The organism is Hymenobacter daecheongensis DSM 21074 (genome assembly GCF_900141805.1).
Lineage (GTDB): Bacteria > Bacteroidota > Bacteroidia > Cytophagales > Hymenobacteraceae > Hymenobacter > Hymenobacter daecheongensis.
The window spans coordinates 436730-452573 of record NZ_FQYN01000004.1; the positions used below are offsets into that span (position 1 = coordinate 436730).

A 15844-nucleotide genomic window follows, 5' to 3' on the forward strand; every position below is an offset into this window, starting at 1 on the left:
AGGCTACCCTTTGTAACTAATCCTATACACGGCGTCGTTCTGGTCGTCGGAGACGAGCAGGGAGCCGTCGGGGAGCTGGAGCAGGCACACGGGGCGGCCCCAGCTTTTCTGGCCCTGCAGCCAGCCCTCGGCGAAGGTTTCGTAGCTGGTGGCCTGCTTGCCGCTGGCATCAAGCTTCACGAGCATGATGCGGTAGCCGATTTTGCTGCTGCGGTTCCAGGAGCCATGCTCGGGAATGAAAATCTGGTTGCGGTACTGCGCCGGAAACTGCCGGCCGGTGTAGAATTTCATGCCCAGCGCCGCCACGTGCGGGCCCAGCTTGCGGGCGGGCCGGGTGTAGGTGGCGGCGTCTTTGCCCTGGCTGAGCTGCGGATCGGCCACGTCGCCGGCGAAGAAATACGGGAAGCCAAAGTGCAGGCCGGGCGCGGGCAGGCGGTTCAGCTCGTCGGCAGGCAGGTTGTCGCCGAGCATGTCGCGGCCGTTGTCGGTGAACCAAAGAGCCTTATCCACGGGGCTCCAGTCGAAGCCCACGGTGTTGCGCACGCCTTTGGCAATGGTTTCAAAGCCGCTGCCATCGGCATTCAGGCGGTTGATGGTGCCGAAAATCGGCTCTTCGGGCTCGCAGGAGTTGCAGGGCGCGCCCACCGGCACGTAGAGCTTGCCATCGGGGCCGAAGGCAATGTAGCGGTAGCCGTGCCAGTCCTTATTGGGCAGCTTATCATACACCACTACGGGCTTGGGCTTCTGTCGCAGGCGCTGAGCAATGTTATCGTAGCGGATGATGCGATTTATCTCGGCCACGTATAGCGCCCCGTTGCGCAAGGCCACGCCATTAGGCGCTTTCAGGCCGGTGGCCAGGGTGACGACCTCATCCGCGCGGCCGTCCTTATTGCGGTCGGGCAAGGCGTATACTTTGTCGTCTTTGGTGCCCACGTACACGGTGCCATCGGGCCCCACGGCCAGCGCGCGGGCACTTTTCACGCCCTGGGCGAAGTAGCTGATGGTGAAGCCGGCGGGCAACTTGATTTTGCTCAGATTGGCATCGGCGGCGGCCAGCGGGGTTTCGGTGGTGAAACCGAACGCCAGCGGCGCGAGAAAAGCGAGGGGAACGAGACGGCGCATCATACTGCCTCAAACCCGGCCCGCGGGTTGAAGGTTGCGTGCCCCGTAGCGCGAAAGTCCGTTTCGCGACGAGCAAAGCGAGTAGTTGGAACTACACTGGTCCGGATACTCGCTTTGCTCGTTGCGAAACGGGTTTTCGCGCTACAGCTCGCACGGCCTAAAATATTTGCCGTATCAGTTCGTCTGGGTAGCCAGCGGCGGTTTCGCCCTCATCTTCACTTATTATGCGCACATCACTCAAAATCGTGGGCCGGCTGGCCCTTAGCCTGCTGGCTCTGGTGCTGGTAGCGGGCGTGGCCTTTGCCAACCTGAGCCCGGAATTGGGCGGCAAACCCACCAAAGCGCAGAAGCTGGCCTACGCCCGCTCAGGCCATTACGAGGATGGCGAGTTCCGGAACCTGGTGCCCACCACTCTCATGACCGGCGGCAGCACCGTGGCCGCATTGTGGCGCTTTCTGTTCGAGAAAGTGCCGCATAAAAATCCCGCCGCGCCCCTGCCCATGCAGCCTCTCGATTCCCTGACCATCACCCGGAAAACCGCCGATCTGGTGCGCGTAACGTGGTTCGGCCATTCGGCTAGCCTGGTCGAAATTGCCGGCCGCAATATCCTGCTCGACCCCATGCTAAGCGTGGATATGGGCCCCATTTCCTGGCTCACGCCCAACCGCTACAATCCCGTATTGCCCATTACGGCCGAAAAGCTGCCGCCTATTGATGCGGTGCTGATTTCGCACGACCACTACGACCACCTCGACTACCAAAGCATCCGGCGGCTGAAGGATAAAACGGCTAATTTCTACGTGCCGTTGGGCGTGGGGGCGCACCTGCTGGCCTGGGGCGTGGCCCCCGAAAAAGTACACGAGCTGGACTGGAACGACTCAGTACAATTGCCGGGCCTAACCATCATCAGCACCCCGGCGCGGCACTTTTCCGGGCGGGGCCTCACCAACCGCAATTCCACTTCCTGGAGTTCGTGGGTAATAAAATCGGCCACCAAGCGCATTTTCTACAGCGGCGACGGCGGCTACGGGCCGCACTTTAGCACCATCGGCCAGCGCCACGGCCCCTTCGACCTGGCCCTGATGGAGTGCGGCCAGTACGACCGCCAGTGGGCCGAAATCCATATGATGCCTGAGCAAACCGTGCAGGCCAGCCTCGATGTGCGGGCCAAAGTGTTGCTGCCGGTGCACTGGGGCGCTTTCACGGAGGCCAACCATGCCTGGGACGACCCCATCCGGCGTGCCACCGCCGAAGCCGCCCGCCTCCGCCTCCCCATGACTACGCCCCAACTCGGGCAGCCCGTCATGCTGGCCGCCGGGCCGCTGCCGCAGGTGCCGTGGTGGCGGTAGCTTTTGCCGCATAACGCAAATGGCAGAACAGCCGCGTAGCGGCGACAGGTTTGTAGAGAATCGCGCATGAACTGATTCAAAAGCCGCGTAGCGGTGACAGAAACGCTCGAACGGCGCTGTCACCGCTACGCGGCTTTGTTCTTTTTCCGTCTTTGGATGCTACAAGTCTGTCGCTGCTACGCGGCTGTTCTGCCATTCAGGTTTCATAACATGCCCACAACGCAGGAATAGCTGTCGTGCTGTTGAGCATAAACTCTTTGAAACTCAGCGGCCGTCCCGCTCGCGCACCAGGCGCTCATATTCGCGCTCCGACAGCTGGCTGCCGAAGCTGCTGTACACCCGAATGCCGTTCATCAGCACCCCGAAGCCCCAGAATACTGTCGGCCAGATGGGCCAGGGAATGTTGATGTGGCGGCCGTGGCCTTGCCAGCCGGTGTAGCTGTTGGTAAGGGCCCAGATAACCCACAGCAGGGTATTGACGGCGAGATAAGTGAACAGGTGCGATTTAAACTTGGCGCGGGCTTTGGCCGTGCGCCACAGCTCCGGGTCGCGGTTGGTGCTGGCAGCTTCCATGGGGTTGGGTGTTTGGGGGTTGGCAATGGTTAAAAGTAAAGCAAGCTATTACATTTCCCAAGCCTAATATTCCCAAGCTGCAACCTTTGCGGGTGAAGCGTTCAATAGGCAGGATGAAGCGGCGGCAAATGCGCCATGCAGCCTGTCATTGCGAGGACGAAGGACGAAGCAAGCTGTCCCGGACAATGAGCCAAACTTTGTAAACAGAAAAGCCCTGACATATGCGTGCGTCAGGGCTTTGTATGTCAATAGGGCTTTCTACATTTCAGAGGACGGATTGCTTCGTCCTTCGTCCTCGCAATGACAGGCTGTTACTCCCGCATCTTTGCCGGGTGCTGCCGCAGATACGCGGCTACTTCCTGAATCAGGCCGGCGTGGCCGGCTTCCAGCAGTATGGTTTGGGCGTTTTTCAGGGAGCCGATAAACTCCTGCAGGCCCGCGTGGGGGATTACCCGGTCGTATTTGCCCAGAAAAAACGTAACCGGCGTGGGGCGGCGGTTCAGGGCGGCGGCCAGTTTGCGCAAATCAAAGATCAGGTGGCGGAAGCCGACCCAGCTGCGGTACACGCGCAGGCGCTTTTCGCGGCTGTCGAGCTGCCACTGGGCGAAGCGCACCAGCCCGGCATCCACGAGGCGGCGGCGGGCCAGCGTGTCGATAAAGCGCAGCAGGCGCTGGGGGCGCAGCACGGCCCGCCCCAGCACCCCGCGCATCCAGGGCGGATAAGTCGCCAGCGAATACCAGAACTGGGTGCGGATTCCGTCGGGCGCAATCAGCCAGAGCCGCTCCACGCACTCCGACAGCTGCTCGGCCGCCGTGAGGGCAAACTTGGCTCCCATGCTGAAGGCCAGCAGGCTGAACGTGGGGATGTCGTGCTCAGCCAAAAACGCCTGTATAAGCTCGCTCAGCCGCTTTTTGCTTAGCGGCGCATCGGCTTTGGCCAGCTTGCTATGGCCGTGGTAAAACAGGTCGAAGGCGTAGAGGCTGACTTCGTTGGCCCCCAGGCCGGCCGCCAGCCCGCGCCAGTGGCTTTCGCTCTGCCCGTAGCCGTGAAACGCGAGGATAACGCGAGGGCCGGTGCCGTAGCGGCGGTAGTGGAGCTGGGTTTTCATCGGGTGGGGCATCGTTGTGTCATCTGTTCTACTGAGCGAAGTGAAGGACCTCTACTGCCAGAGTATTGTCATGCTGAGCTTGTCGAAGCATCTCTACCACGCCGTTTGATTGGCATTGCAACGAAGCGGCAGAGATGCTTCGACAAGCTCAGCATGACCCGTTCTTTTCTTCACAACGAAGCGAAAGAGGTCCTCCGCAAGCTCAGGATGACAGCTCCAATCAGACAACCCCTACCCTACAGCTTCGACACGCCGCCTGACACGATGAACTTCATTACCTCGCTGCTGGGCAGCTCCAGGAACGTGACGTTTTCTTCGGGCACCAACAGCAGCTCGCCGGAGAAATTGTAGGAGTGCGGAAAGTACACAGCCATGAGGGCGGCGCGCGGAATGGTGGGCATTGAGCTTTGGGTCACGAAGCCCATCTTGTAGCACTGGTCGGCGGCATTGAGGCGCACCAGCACGGGCCGGTTGAACTTCTGATTGTCGCCCACGAAGGCATCGAACAGGTCTTTGATGCTGGAATAGATGATGCTGACCAGCGGCGTGCGGTGCAGCACCCGCTCGGCCAGAATCAGGAAGGGCCGCACCATAAACGACTTGGTGATGAAGCCCACCATCGTCACCATGAGGGCCACCAGCAGCAGGCCCAGGCCGGGAATATGGCTGCCATTGAGCTGCAGATCAAACAGATTATCGAGCCAGCTAACGAAGGCAAACAGAATGTAGACCGTGAGGCCGGCGGGAGCCACCACCAGAAAGCCGCTGAGAAAGTAGTTGAAAACCTTGCGCATCACCGAAAAAGCCAAAAAGAATGCCCGGCCGAAACCGGCCGGGCAAATAACGAATATTCGGGGGTGCGGTCCTACGCCCGGAGCCGGCGCTACGCCCCGGCCGGCACCTGCTCAATGCGGTCGGCGACGCGCTGCATGAGCCACATGGGCGTGCTGGTGGCGCCGCAAATGCCCACGCTGGCAGCGTTTTCGAACCACTCGTCCTGCAGCTCCTCCTCGTTTTCAATAAAGTAGCTGCGCGAGTTGTGCTGATTTACCACAGTGAACAGGGCTTTGCCGTTGGAGCTTTTGCGCCCGCTCACGAAGATGATGACATCGTGCAGCACGGCAAATTTGGCCAGGGCCGGCTCGCGGTTGCTCACCTGCCGGCAGATGCTGTCGTTGGCATCAAACGAAGCCAGCTCGCCCCCGGCGGCAGCAATGCGCTCCTCTATCACCTGCTTCATGTGGTAAAAGCCGGCGGTACTTTTGGTGGTCTGACTGAATAGCGTGACGGGCCGGCTGAAGTCGATCTGGTCCAGGTCGGCCTCGGTCATCACAATGATGGCGCGGTTGCCGGTCTGGCCCGTGAGGCCGGCCACTTCGGCGTGGCCGGGCTGCCCATAAATGACGATCTGGCCATTCTGGCGTTGGCTGGCATCGAAGGCGTGCTTCACGCGGTTCTGGAGCTTGAGCACCACCGGGCACGAGGCATCAATCAGCTCAATGTTGTTGCGCAGGGCCAGCGCGTAGGTTTCCGGCGGCTCGCCGTGCGCCCGAATCAGCACCTTGCAGTCGTGCAGGGTTTCCAGCTGCGCGCGGTCAATGATGCGCAGGCCCTGGGCGTGCAGGCGCTCCACTTCCATGCGGTTGTGCACAATGTCGCCGAGGCAGTACAGGGTTTCATCCTGCGCCAGCTCGTCTTCTGCCATCTGAATGGCAAACTCGACGCCGAAGCAATAGCCGGAATTCTTATCGATAGTGACGTTCATGGGCTCTTTCTCAACAAACGGAACGCGAAGCCGACAGCAAGTTTCGCGCCCTGATTCTTATACAACCGCCTCACTGCCATTCTGGTCATTGCCCAGCGCCGCCAGCGAAAATAAACTGGCCGAAACCCGCTCCAGTACAAAATCGACCTGCTCGTCAATCACCATGTGGGTGGTGTCGAGCAGCACCGCGTCGGGGGCGCGGCGCAATGGGCTTTCGGTGCGCGTCGAGTCGATGTAGTCGCGCTTGCGCAGGTTTTCGGCTATTTCCTCCAGCTCGAAGTGCTCATTTTTCAGGGCCAGCTCCTGCTGCCGGCGCTGGGCGCGGGTGAGCACGTCGGCGGTCATGAACACCTTCACCTCGGCATCGGGAAACACGGTGGTGCCGATGTCGCGGCCGTCCATCACCACGCCGCGCTTGCGGCCCATACGCTGCTGCTGGCGCACCAGCGTGTGGCGCACGGCCGGAATCACGGAAACCTCGCTCACGGAGTTGGAAATGCGCATCTGCCGAATTTCATCCTCCCGAATCACGCCGTCGAGGCACAGCTCGTTGCGGCCGGTTTTGCGGTTGCGCTTGAAGGCAATGTGAATGTCGTGCAGGGCCTGCTCGATGCGGGGCAAGTCGTCGAAGGCAATGTCGCGCTCCAATAAGTACAGCGTCACGGCCCGGTACATGGCCCCGGTGTCGATGTAGGCGTAGCCCAGCTCGGCGGCCACGGCTTTGGCCGTAGTGCTCTTGCCGCACGAAGAGTAGCCGTCGATGGCAATGACGATTTTTCTCATAGCAAACTGGGAGGGCGCAGAAGGGCTCGAAGCAGACACTAGATCCAGGTTTTACGCCGGGGCTCCGAGGCCAGCCGGGCAGGAATACTCGCAAAAAACGCCGCCACCGACTCCGCCGGCCCCTGCGCCAGCTGCTGCGACACGCGGTAGAACGGATTGAAAAAATGGTCGCCCCGAATGCCGATGCCGGTGGTGCCATCGGGCCCGGCGGCCCAGGTGCCCTGGTACGTTTCCACCATACACTGGCCCAGAAAGCAGCCCAGCGCCTTAATCACACCCTCGCGCTCGGCATCCGTAATGGCGGGGCGCTGGGCTTCGATAAGGTCATCGAGCCGCTGCACGGCGGCGGCATCGTAGCTGTTTACCTGCAGCTGGTGGCGCACGGCTTCGGCGGCGGCGCGCAGGGCGGCAAGAGGATTTTCAGGAGCCATAGGCGAACGGTCGGTCAGGGGCGCGGTTGGGCGGCGGTTTGAAGAAAGCGCGTGGTGCGCGTATCGGCGTATTGGGCCAGCAGGCGCGGCAGGTGGCGGCGGCCCGTGCGGCCAGCCCGCAGCTCGGCCACCAGCGCGGGGTCGTCGGCCAGCAATACCAGCATCAACTGCCGGAAAGCGGCTTTCTGCCGGGGCACCAGCAGCCAGCCGGCGGCATCTTTGCGAATCACGAGGCGGTGCGGCATGATGAGCAGGTCAAGCAAAGAGCGGGCTTCATCGGTCACATCCACCAGCTGCATGCCGGCCCCGCGGAACTTCTGCCGCCCAAAAACCGCCGAAAAGCGGCCCAGCTTACCCGGCGGCAGCCCGGCCACGGTGACTACCGTATCGGCGTAGCTGTCCACGAAGGCGGTCATGTCCTCGGGCGAAAAGGCACGGTAGTAGTCGCCGGTTTCATTCATATATACCCGGTCGGTGAGCCAGCCGGCTATCTGCACCGGGTGCCACTGCCCATCGAGGCCGCGGAAGGTGCCGGGGTGGCTGCCGGGCTCGTAGCGCAGCGTAGGGTCGCGGGTGTACTTATCATAAGAGCCCGGCGCGATGAACGCGGCCCGCCCCTGCCCGACGCCGCGCCCGGCCAGCAGCAGCAGCGCGGCCAGCAGGCAAGGGCAGAATACGGAGGCAGCGGCGCGGCAGTAGTTCACAAACGGGCAGAGCAGGCGAAGCGAAAGAGAAAACAGGAAAAAAAGCGGTAGCCGGGCTTAGTGGCTGTCGCAGGGGCAGGGCGCTTTCCCGAATTTGGCTTTGCGCTTATAGGAAGTCGTTTTTTTCTGCTGGGCCGTCCGCCGCGCACAGCCCGTAGAGGCCAGGCCGGAGCCGGCTATCAGGGTGGCCAATAGCAAGGTCATAATCTTTCTCACCGGCTCAGATTTTCGGCAAATATACGGTTCTTTACCCGTTCGCACCCGACCAATCTCAACCTTTCGCCTTCTTTCCCTTTGCCTCATGCCCGCCGAATTCAGCCTGCGCGCCAATGTTATCAATCTGTTTGCCAACACCATAACCCCCGGCACGATCCACGTGGCAGCGGGCCGGATTCGTACGGTCGAGCTTGATAAAACCACCGCCCCCGACCCCACCCTGCCCTACGCCCTGCCCGGCTTCGTGGATGCGCACGTGCACGTGGAAAGCTCGTTGCTGGTGCCCGCCGAGTTTGCCCGGCTGGCCGTGACGCACGGCACCGTGGCTACCGTGTCCGATCCGCACGAAATTGGGAACGTGCTGGGCGTGGCGGGCGTGGAGTACATGCTGGAAAGCGGCCGGAGCGTGCCGTTTAAGTTCTGCTTTGGGGCGCCCTCGTGCGTGCCGGCCACCCCGTTTGAAACCGCCGGGGCCACCATTTCGGCCCAGGATATCGAGCAGCTGTTTCAAAACCCGACCATCGGCTACTTGGCCGAGATGATGAACTGGCCCGGCGTGCTGCACCGCGACGCAGAAGTGATGGAGAAAATTGCCCTGGCCCAGCGTTACGGCCGCCCCGTAGATGGTCACGCCCCCGGCCTGCGCGGCGCCGATGCCCGGCGCTACGCCGAAGCTGGCATCAGCACCGACCACGAGTGCTTCACGGCCGAAGAAGCCCTCGACAAGCTGGCCGTGGGCATGCAAATCCTGATCCGGGAAGGCTCCGCGGCCCGCAACTTCGACGCCCTCATCGACCTGCTGCCCGAGCACTATGAACATCTGATGTTCTGCTCCGACGACAAGCACCCCGATACGCTGGTGCTGGGCCACATCAACCAGCTGGTGCAGCGGGCCGTGGGTCGGGGCCAAGACGTGCTGAAAGTGCTGCGCGTGGCCTGCCTGAACCCGGTGCTGCACTATAAGCTGCCCGTGGGCCTGCTGCGCGAAGGCGACCCCGCCGACTTCATCGTGGTAGATAACCTCCAGGATTTCCGGGTGCGCCAGACCTACCTCGATGGTGTGCTGGTGGCTGAAAACGGCGAAACCCGCATTCCGTCGGTGCCCTGCCCGGTCATCAATAACTTCCACGCCCGGCCCGTGGCGGCCCAGGATTTCGAGCTAAAAGCACCAAACGCCACGGCTACCGTGCGCGTCATCGAGTGCTTCGACGGCCAGCTCATCACCGCTCGCCACGATTTGCCGGCTACCATCGAAAACGGCCTCGTGGTGCCCAATGTGACGCAGGATATACTTAAGCTCACGGTAGTAAACCGCTACGCGGCAGCCGCGCCGGCCGTGGCCTTCATCCAGGGCTTTGGGCTGCAAGTGGGAGCATTGGCCAGCAGCGTAGGCCACGATTCGCACAACATAACCGCCGTGGGCTGCGACGACGCGAGCCTGGCCCGCGCCGTGAACCTGGTGATAGAGGCTAAAGGCGGACTGGCCGCCGTGGGCGCTAACGGCGAGGAAATTCTGCTGCCGCTGCCCGTGGCGGGCCTCATGTCGGATCAGCCCGGCTACCACGTGGCCGAAGCCTACGCCGCCGCCGATGCCCTGGCTAAGCACCTGGGCAGCCCGCTCGGCGCGCCCTTCATGACGCTTTCCTTCATGGCTCTGCTCGTTATTCCAAGCCTGAAGCTGAGCGACAAAGGCCTGTTCGACGGCGAAGCGTTTCAGTTCGTGGACGCGGTAGTGTAAGCTTCAACTACTTATCTGTCATCCTGAGCTTGCGAAGGACCTTCCTAATAGTTTACTGCGACCTCCGTTCAACGCATAACGCTCTTTTGCCATAGCAGCGGCAAAGGGCTTTGCTCATTGAAAAGCATTCGTCACCTAAGTGAAGAAGGTCCTTCGCTTTGCTCAGGATGACAGGTGTTTTGGTAGTGCTCAAAACACAAGAAAGCCCGCTGCAAGCATTTGCAACGGGCTTTTTGCCTGAAACTCAGGATTCAACTCAGTTTTCCACAAAACGCTTCTTCAGCAGCTTCTGCATCTTCTCTTCCGTCAGCGGCTTGGCCAGGTATTCCACACCGGCAAACTTGGCCACGCGGGCTGTATCGGCCGAGTGCATGGAGGTTGTGAGTACGGCCAGCACGGTTTTTTCCTTCACTGTTTCGGGCAGCTGGCTGTATTGCTCCAGAAACTCGAAGCCATCCATGCCGGGCATTTTCAGATCCACGAACACCAGCTGGGGCACATCCAGGGCCATCGAGCCTTCGTTGTCGCCACTGCCCCACAGAAAATCGTAGGCCTGCTCGGCGCGGGTGAACGTGTATACCCGGTCGGCCACGTCCAGGCGGCTCAGCAGACGATTGTTGAGGAAACTGGTGGTTTCGTTGTCATCCACCAGCACCACGTTGCGCAGCTTCTTGGACATAGTCAGGGTCAGTTAAGAGGCGTAAAGATGGCCTTGCGGGGCCGGAGACGAAAATGCTAGAGCCAGCCCTGCTCGCGCATCCAGTCGTCGTTATAAATTTTGCCGAGGTAGCGCGTGCCGTGGTCGGGCAGAATAATGACCATCACGTCTTCCTCTTTCAGGTGTTCTTTGGCGTATTCCAGAGCGCCATGCACCGCCGAGCCGCATGACCAGCCCACGAACAGACCTTCTTCTTTGGCCAGCCGCCGCGTCATCACGGCCGCATCCTGGTCAGTTACTTTAATGAACAAATCGATGAGGTCAAAATTAACATTTTTCGGCAGAATGTCCTCTCCAATCCCCTCAGTTTTATAAGGATAGATTTCATTCTCGTCGAAAATGCCCGTCTCCTTATACTTCTTGAAAACGGAGCCGTAGGTATCCAAGCCCAGCGAAAACACGTTCGGGTTCTGCTCTTTCAGATACTTGGCGGTGCCACAGATGGTGCCGCCGGTGCCCACGCCGCAGGCCAAATGCGTGATGGTTCCCTCGGTCTGCTTCCAGATTTCGGGGCCGGTGCCCTCGTAGTGCGCCGCCGTGTTCGACATATTGTCGTACTGATTGGGATAGAACGAGTTAGGTGTTTCCTCGCTCAGGCGCTTGGCCACCGAATAATAAGAGCGCGGATCTTCGGGCGCCACATCGACGGGGCACACCACCACCTGCGCGCCCACGGCCCGCAGAATGTCGCACTTCTCCTTGCTCTGCTTGTCGCTGATAACGAAGATGCACTTATAGCCTTTGGCAATGGCACCCAGCGCCAGGCCCATGCCCGTGTTGCCGCTGGTGCCTTCGATGATGGTGCCGCCGGGCTTCAGCAGACCCGCTTTTTCGGCATCTTCAATCATCTTCAGGGCCATCCGGTCCTTCACCGAGTTGCCGGGGTTGAAATATTCCACCTTGGCCAGCACGGTGCCTTTGATGCCGTCCGCGACCTTGTTGAGCTTCACCAGCGGAGTGTTGCCAATGGCCTCAACGATGTTGTTCAGATACATGAGAGAGAAGGTAATGTTTGGGTAAGAGGACCGCAAAGATACGGATTTGGCCTCAGCCCTGCCCCACGCGCCTCACTTCCGCCCCCTCTCCGAAGGGAGAGAGGAGCCTGTTGGCGCGAACAAATAAAAGCCGACGGATTTGCCGCCGTTAGCTTTTGTCTTCTGGAGCATTTTCACACTCCGCCACCAGGGGCGGGGTCGGAGGCAAAAGCCGACGCCCCCGCAACGTCTGCGCTGCCGTGGCTCCCCTCTCCCTTCGGAGAGGGGCCGGGGGTGCGGCTTCGGCCGCACCTTGCCCGCGCCCCAAAAAACCCTACTTTTGCACACCGGTAGCCCCTGAGGCCCACTGACTCCCACCCCAAACCGATAATATCCTCTAATCTCTCCCCGAATGAGCGTTCTGGTCAACAAGGATTCCAAAGTGATTGTGCAGGGTTTTACGGGCTCCGAAGGCTCGTTTCACGCCCAGCAGATGATTGAGTACGGCACCAACGTGGTGGGCGGCGTAACGCCCGGCAAAGGCGGCACCCAGCACCTGGAGCGCCCCGTATTCAACACCGTGGCCGAGGCCGTAGAGCAGGCCGGGGCCGACACCAGCATCATTTTCGTGCCGCCGGCCTTCGCCGCCGATGCCATTATGGAAGCCGCTGATGCCGGTATCAAAGTCATCATCACCATCACCGAAGGCATTCCGACCAAGGATATGATTGCGGTGAAGGAATACCTGAAAGGCCGCGAAGGTGTGCGCATGATCGGGCCGAACTGCCCCGGCGTGATGACTGCCGGCGAGTGCAAAGTGGGCATCATGCCCGGCTTCATCTTCACCAAAGGCAAAATCGGCATCGTTTCCAAGTCGGGCACGCTGACGTATGAGGCCGTAGACCAGCTCACCAAAGCCGGCCTGGGCCAGACCACGGCCATCGGCATCGGCGGCGACCCTATCATCGGGACGACCACCAAGGAAGCCGTGGAGCTGCTCATGAACGACCCCGAAACCGAGGGCATTGTAATGATCGGTGAAATCGGCGGCGGCATGGAAGCCGAAGCAGCCCGCTGGATCAAGGAAACCGGCAACAAGAAGCCCGTTGTCGGCTTCATCGCTGGTCAGACGGCCCCTCCCGGCCGCCGCATGGGCCACGCCGGTGCCATCGTAGGTGGTGCCGACGACACGGCGGCAGCCAAAATGGCCATTATGCGCGAGTGCGGCATCCACGTAGTGGATTCGCCCGCCGAGATTGGCGAAACCATGCTGCGCGTGCTAGGCGGCAAGTAATTCCAACGCGTTTATTTTTAGCTTTCCGAAAAAGAGCCCCGCCACCTAGACGGGGCTCTTTTTGCTAATAGCCCAATGAATATCTTGCCAATGTGCAGCTCACCCACCAATAGCTTGCCTCATATATCGGTTGTAATACCAGTTTACGGCTGTGTTGGGACTTTAACGACGCTACATCAACGGCTTACTACAGCCCTTGCCAATTTGACGAGTAACTACCAGCTTATTCTTGTAAACGATAATAGCCCTGACGGGAGTTGGACAGTGATAGAGTCGTTAGCTGCTACCGATTCGCAAGTGCTGGGATTGAATCTGAGCCGTAACTTCGGACAGCACGCAGCTATTACCGCAGGTTTGGACCGGGCTGTGGGTGAGTGGGTAGTAGTAATGGACTGTGACCTGCAGGATGTCCCCGAGGAAATACCGAATCTGTACGCTTACGCCCAGTCTCACGAGTTGGATATAGTTTTCGGCCGGCGCGTTAATCGGCAGGATACAGCTACCAAACAACTGACCGGTAGAGTTTTTCACCGCGCGTTGGCTTGGCTCGGAGGGCCACAACATGACCCAACTACAGGCAACTTTGGGATCTTTCACCACCGGGTAGTGGTCGCTTTACAGTTGCTCCGCGAACCAATTCGGGCTTTTCCTCTACAGGTACGATGGCTGGGCTTTCGGCAAGGAAGCCTAAATGTGCAGCATGCGGCCCGTGAGCGAGGCCAGAGTAGCTATAGCTTCGGCCAGTTGTTACGGTTAGCTTTCATGGTTATCTTATCATACAGTGACAAGCCTCTCCGTCTGTTGGTAAAGTTGGGCGGAGTCATTGTGGTAGGAGCGCTGTTGGGTACAACTGGGCTATTATATGGGCAAGTGTTTGGTACTAGCAACTCTACTTTGTGGCTAATGAAGTTTACGCTGCTTAGCATATGGCTGTTGGGAGGGCTGCTATTGGGCGCAATGGGTCTGGTTGGCTTGTATGTTAGTCGAACATTCGATGGAGTTAAGAATAGGCCGCTTTACATAATACGAGAAGAAACCGGTGCCAACACTTCAAAATAGATGATATAAAAGATAGGAATTAATAGTATTCTTTTTACTTACCAGTAGTTTGATTTATGACTAGAAACATATATACTTGTGCTTTGCAAATAAACTTATTTCTTTTTCTGCTCTTTTTTTCCTCTGCATGTCCCTAGAATACAGCCCCTTAGAGAGCTCTCGATTTAATCTACGCATTCTTCGTGGCTCCTTCACTAAACTAGAACCTTATGAAGTACTTCGCACCATCGTAGAAGAGAAAGCAGATGTTGCTATCTTCCGGTTACCTACGAGTCAGCAACATCAGTTGCATCAGTTAAGCATGCTTCCGTTTCCTGTGGTAGTAGCCGACACGCTAGTTTCATTTGACGGTGACCTGCGAGAATATCCAGCCCAACCGCTTCGAAACACTCGCCTCGAGATACACCGTGCCACCTTCGCTGATACAGAAGTGCTGGATGAATTAATTAACCTTAGTTTCAAAGACTACCGCTCTCATTACAATAGCAACCCTTTGTTTGACCCTGAGTTAGTGCTTGCAGGATACAAAGAATGGGCACTTAGCTGCTTAGAGCCCAGCGACGAGCGAATCTGCTTTCTATTTTATCTCGATGGCCAAGCTGTTGCCTACACGACTAACCAAGTACATTCCACTTACGGAGAGGGAATTATATTTGGAGCGCGCCCAAATATTGCAGCAAAAAATATATACGTAGACCTACTTAATCATACTAAGCAATATATGTGGGACCGAGGTCTGAAAAAAGTACGAGCCACTACTCAAATTCAGAACCATGGTGTGCAGCGAGCCTGGGCGCGTATGGGTTTGTTCCCATCCCGCTCTTACGTGACAGTACACATCAATGCCTTGCTTCAAAAGCAGACATCAAGTGTCTCAGTTCCTACCATACAGCCCTCCTCCTTACCTGATTCGGGAGTTTCCTAATTACATATCTAGATTAGCAATGACATGTTTGTGACCAAAATGGCTATCATGCGCGAGTGCGGCATCCACGTAGTGGATTCGCCCGCCGAGATTGGCGAAACCATGCTGCGCGTGCTGGGCGGCAAGTGATTCCAACGCTTTTGCGCTACTCTTTTGAAAGGCGGCTCCCGATGGTGGGGGTCGCCTTTTTAAGTTGCTATTTCGGCCCGCTATTGCCCGGCGCTGATTTAAACCGCTTCCAGGCGCTCTTTCAATTTTCTGGGTTGCTTTATTTCCACTCTACCTCTGATGAGACATTTATCTTCTTTCGTCCTGGGCCTGCTGCTGTCGTTGAGGAGCCAGGCGCAGCAAGCGCCGGGGCCTGCGCCCCGGGTGGTGGCCCTGCCGGAAGTAGCTGTTCATGGTCGGGTCAGCACCCAGATAATTGGCACTTTCCATGGAAAATATATTTCCGGGGTCCGGCCACTGACTCCTGGCGTGCGTTGCGTAATCTGGTTGGCTTCGCCTGATACAGCCAGAGAATACACGCTCAAGGCGCTGACCATACCGCTGCACCGGCGCTTCACGGCCGGCCGCCTGCAGATCAGCCTGCACGCGGCCGGGCGAGGGACCGAACTGCTGGGCCCGGCCCTGGCGGCGCGGCCGCTGCTCATCTCCCCACCCGATTCTATCCCGAAGCGCCGGACTCAACTGCGCCTCAATTTGCGGCCGGAGCAGCTTCAGCTACCGAAGGCCGGCGTGTATGTGGTCATTGAAGGAATGACCACTCTAGCGGATGAGGTCTTTTTAAAACACCGCTTCGTGCAGCGCCGCAAAACGAAAAAGGACGGCACTACAGTTGCAAAACCATACATTCTGACTCGCAGAGGAACTGACACAACGACTATCTGGACTCCCTACGACGAGTTTCCCAAGCTGCGCCAGAGTCCGGCCGGCTACGTGGCCAATACCTGGATGCGCTGGGCCCCGCATTTTCCTTACAAGCGCGAAGGAGTCCACGCTTTTCAGGGCCGCTCCGTGCAGGCTTTTGATACGGTGGTACTGCTGGAACTGGAAAACTAGGCACGGGGCCAATAGCAGCAGA

General features: G+C 59.0%; 16 protein-coding genes and 2 pseudogenes. 7 read left to right on the forward strand and 11 right to left on the reverse strand.

Annotated features, from left to right (window positions below):
• Positions 1-3 precede the first annotated feature (3 nt).
• A complete protein-coding gene (locus BUB62_RS09980) occupies positions 4-1122 on the reverse strand; it encodes a PQQ-dependent sugar dehydrogenase (protein WP_234988667.1) in 1119 nt (372 codons plus the stop codon).
• 224 nt (positions 1123-1346) lie between these two features.
• Here BUB62_RS09980 and BUB62_RS09985 point away from each other — a divergent pair, with 224 nt between their 5' ends.
• Positions 1347-2471 (forward strand): MBL fold metallo-hydrolase, encoded by a 1125-nt coding sequence (locus BUB62_RS09985; RefSeq protein WP_073109415.1) that lies wholly within the window; start codon positions 1347-1349, stop codon positions 2469-2471.
• Between the two features lie 264 nt (positions 2472-2735).
• Here the strand turns inward: BUB62_RS09985 and BUB62_RS09990 are convergent, their stop codons facing one another.
• From BUB62_RS09990 to BUB62_RS10020, 7 genes are all read right to left on the reverse strand, one after another.
• A complete protein-coding gene (locus tag BUB62_RS09990) occupies positions 2736-3044 on the reverse strand; it encodes a 2TM domain-containing protein (RefSeq protein WP_073109417.1) in 309 nt (102 codons plus the stop codon).
• Between the two features lie 311 nt (positions 3045-3355).
• Positions 3356-4153, reverse strand: coding sequence for an alpha/beta fold hydrolase (locus BUB62_RS09995; RefSeq protein WP_159437439.1), 798 nt, complete (start codon positions 4151-4153; stop codon positions 3356-3358).
• Positions 4154-4389: 236 nt separating this feature from the next.
• Positions 4390-4947, reverse strand: coding sequence for a DUF502 domain-containing protein (locus BUB62_RS10000; RefSeq protein ID WP_073109712.1), 558 nt, complete (start codon positions 4945-4947; stop codon positions 4390-4392).
• A gap of 89 nt (positions 4948-5036) precedes the next feature.
• On the reverse strand, positions 5037-5918 hold the full coding sequence (locus BUB62_RS10005; RefSeq protein ID WP_073109421.1) for a 4-hydroxy-3-methylbut-2-enyl diphosphate reductase: 882 nt from the start codon (positions 5916-5918) through the stop codon (positions 5037-5039).
• Between the two features lie 57 nt (positions 5919-5975).
• Positions 5976-6701, reverse strand: coding sequence for a (d)CMP kinase (gene cmk / locus BUB62_RS10010; protein WP_073109424.1), 726 nt, complete (start codon positions 6699-6701; stop codon positions 5976-5978).
• Positions 6702-6739: 38 nt separating this feature from the next.
• Positions 6740-7132, reverse strand: coding sequence for a hypothetical protein (locus BUB62_RS10015; protein ID WP_073109426.1), 393 nt, complete (start codon positions 7130-7132; stop codon positions 6740-6742).
• 14 nt (positions 7133-7146) lie between these two features.
• Positions 7147-7836 carry a hypothetical protein gene (locus tag BUB62_RS10020; RefSeq protein ID WP_073109428.1) on the reverse strand — a complete coding sequence of 230 codons (690 nt, stop codon included), beginning with the start codon at positions 7834-7836 and terminating at the stop codon, positions 7147-7149.
• Between the two features lie 301 nt (positions 7837-8137).
• Between BUB62_RS10020 and ade the strand changes: the two genes are divergently transcribed.
• Complete coding sequence (ade, locus tag BUB62_RS10025; RefSeq protein ID WP_073109431.1) at positions 8138-9790, forward strand: adenine deaminase; 1653 nt, start codon at positions 8138-8140, stop codon at positions 9788-9790.
• Positions 9791-10046: 256 nt separating this feature from the next.
• On the opposite strand, the gene BUB62_RS10030 is transcribed toward ade, so the two are convergent.
• Positions 10047-10469 carry a response regulator gene (locus tag BUB62_RS10030; protein ID WP_073109433.1) on the reverse strand — a complete coding sequence of 141 codons (423 nt, stop codon included), beginning with the start codon at positions 10467-10469 and terminating at the stop codon, positions 10047-10049.
• A gap of 59 nt (positions 10470-10528) precedes the next feature.
• Positions 10529-11503, reverse strand: a pseudogene (locus BUB62_RS10035) (PLP-dependent cysteine synthase family protein); the annotation flags it as partial.
• A gap of 391 nt (positions 11504-11894) precedes the next feature.
• On the opposite strand from BUB62_RS10035, the gene sucD reads away from it, so the two are divergent.
• From sucD to BUB62_RS19005, 4 genes and pseudogenes are all read left to right on the forward strand, one after another.
• Positions 11895-12776, forward strand: a complete 882-nt coding sequence (gene sucD, locus BUB62_RS10040; RefSeq protein WP_073109438.1) for a succinate--CoA ligase subunit alpha — start codon at positions 11895-11897, stop codon at positions 12774-12776.
• A 90-nt stretch (positions 12777-12866) separates the two neighbouring features.
• Entirely contained in the window at positions 12867-13835 is a 969-nt protein-coding gene (locus tag BUB62_RS10045; RefSeq protein ID WP_073109715.1) for a glycosyltransferase family 2 protein, read from the forward strand.
• A gap of 127 nt (positions 13836-13962) precedes the next feature.
• Complete coding sequence (locus BUB62_RS19000; RefSeq protein WP_143164104.1) at positions 13963-14760, forward strand: GNAT family protein; 798 nt, start codon at positions 13963-13965, stop codon at positions 14758-14760.
• A gap of 30 nt (positions 14761-14790) precedes the next feature.
• Positions 14791-14889: pseudogene (locus tag BUB62_RS19005) on the forward strand (succinate--CoA ligase subunit alpha); the annotation flags it as partial.
• 168 nt (positions 14890-15057) lie between these two features.
• On the opposite strand, the gene BUB62_RS19310 reads toward BUB62_RS19005, so the two are convergent.
• Positions 15058-15198, reverse strand: coding sequence for a hypothetical protein (locus BUB62_RS19310; protein WP_159437440.1), 141 nt, complete (start codon positions 15196-15198; stop codon positions 15058-15060).
• 57 nt (positions 15199-15255) lie between these two features.
• Here BUB62_RS19310 and BUB62_RS10050 point away from each other — a divergent pair, with 57 nt between their 5' ends.
• Entirely contained in the window at positions 15256-15822 is a 567-nt protein-coding gene (locus tag BUB62_RS10050) for a hypothetical protein (RefSeq protein ID WP_073109441.1), read from the forward strand.
• The last annotated feature ends 22 nt before the right edge of the window (positions 15823-15844 follow it).

Excerpts from the sequence above, each read along its gene's own strand:
- BUB62_RS09980 (WP_234988667.1), bottom strand. The coding sequence starts at position 1,122 with ATGCGCCGTCTCGTTCCCCTCGCTTTTCTCGCGCCGCTGGCGTTCGGT.
- BUB62_RS10015 (WP_073109426.1), bottom strand. The coding sequence starts at position 7,132 with ATGGCTCCTGAAAATCCTCTTGCCGCCCTGCGCGCCGCCGCCGAAGCC.
- BUB62_RS19000 (WP_143164104.1), top strand. The coding sequence starts at position 13,963 with ATGTCCCTAGAATACAGCCCCTTAGAGAGCTCTCGATTTAATCTACGC.
- BUB62_RS10005 (WP_073109421.1), bottom strand. The coding sequence starts at position 5,918 with ATGAACGTCACTATCGATAAGAATTCCGGCTATTGCTTCGGCGTCGAG.
- BUB62_RS19310 (WP_159437440.1), bottom strand. The coding sequence starts at position 15,198 with ATGGAAAGTGCCAATTATCTGGGTGCTGACCCGACCATGAACAGCTAC.
- BUB62_RS10000 (WP_073109712.1), bottom strand. The coding sequence starts at position 4,947 with ATGCGCAAGGTTTTCAACTACTTTCTCAGCGGCTTTCTGGTGGTGGCT.
- BUB62_RS10030 (WP_073109433.1), bottom strand. The coding sequence starts at position 10,469 with ATGTCCAAGAAGCTGCGCAACGTGGTGCTGGTGGATGACAACGAAACC.
- BUB62_RS10045 (WP_073109715.1), top strand. The coding sequence starts at position 12,867 with ATGTGCAGCTCACCCACCAATAGCTTGCCTCATATATCGGTTGTAATA.
- sucD (WP_073109438.1), top strand. The coding sequence starts at position 11,895 with ATGAGCGTTCTGGTCAACAAGGATTCCAAAGTGATTGTGCAGGGTTTT.
- BUB62_RS09995 (WP_159437439.1), bottom strand. The coding sequence starts at position 4,153 with ATGAAAACCCAGCTCCACTACCGCCGCTACGGCACCGGCCCTCGCGTT.
- BUB62_RS09985 (WP_073109415.1), top strand. The coding sequence starts at position 1,347 with ATGCGCACATCACTCAAAATCGTGGGCCGGCTGGCCCTTAGCCTGCTG.
- ade (WP_073109431.1), top strand. The coding sequence starts at position 8,138 with ATGCCCGCCGAATTCAGCCTGCGCGCCAATGTTATCAATCTGTTTGCC.
- cmk (WP_073109424.1), bottom strand. The coding sequence starts at position 6,701 with ATGAGAAAAATCGTCATTGCCATCGACGGCTACTCTTCGTGCGGCAAG.
- BUB62_RS09990 (WP_073109417.1), bottom strand. The coding sequence starts at position 3,044 with ATGGAAGCTGCCAGCACCAACCGCGACCCGGAGCTGTGGCGCACGGCC.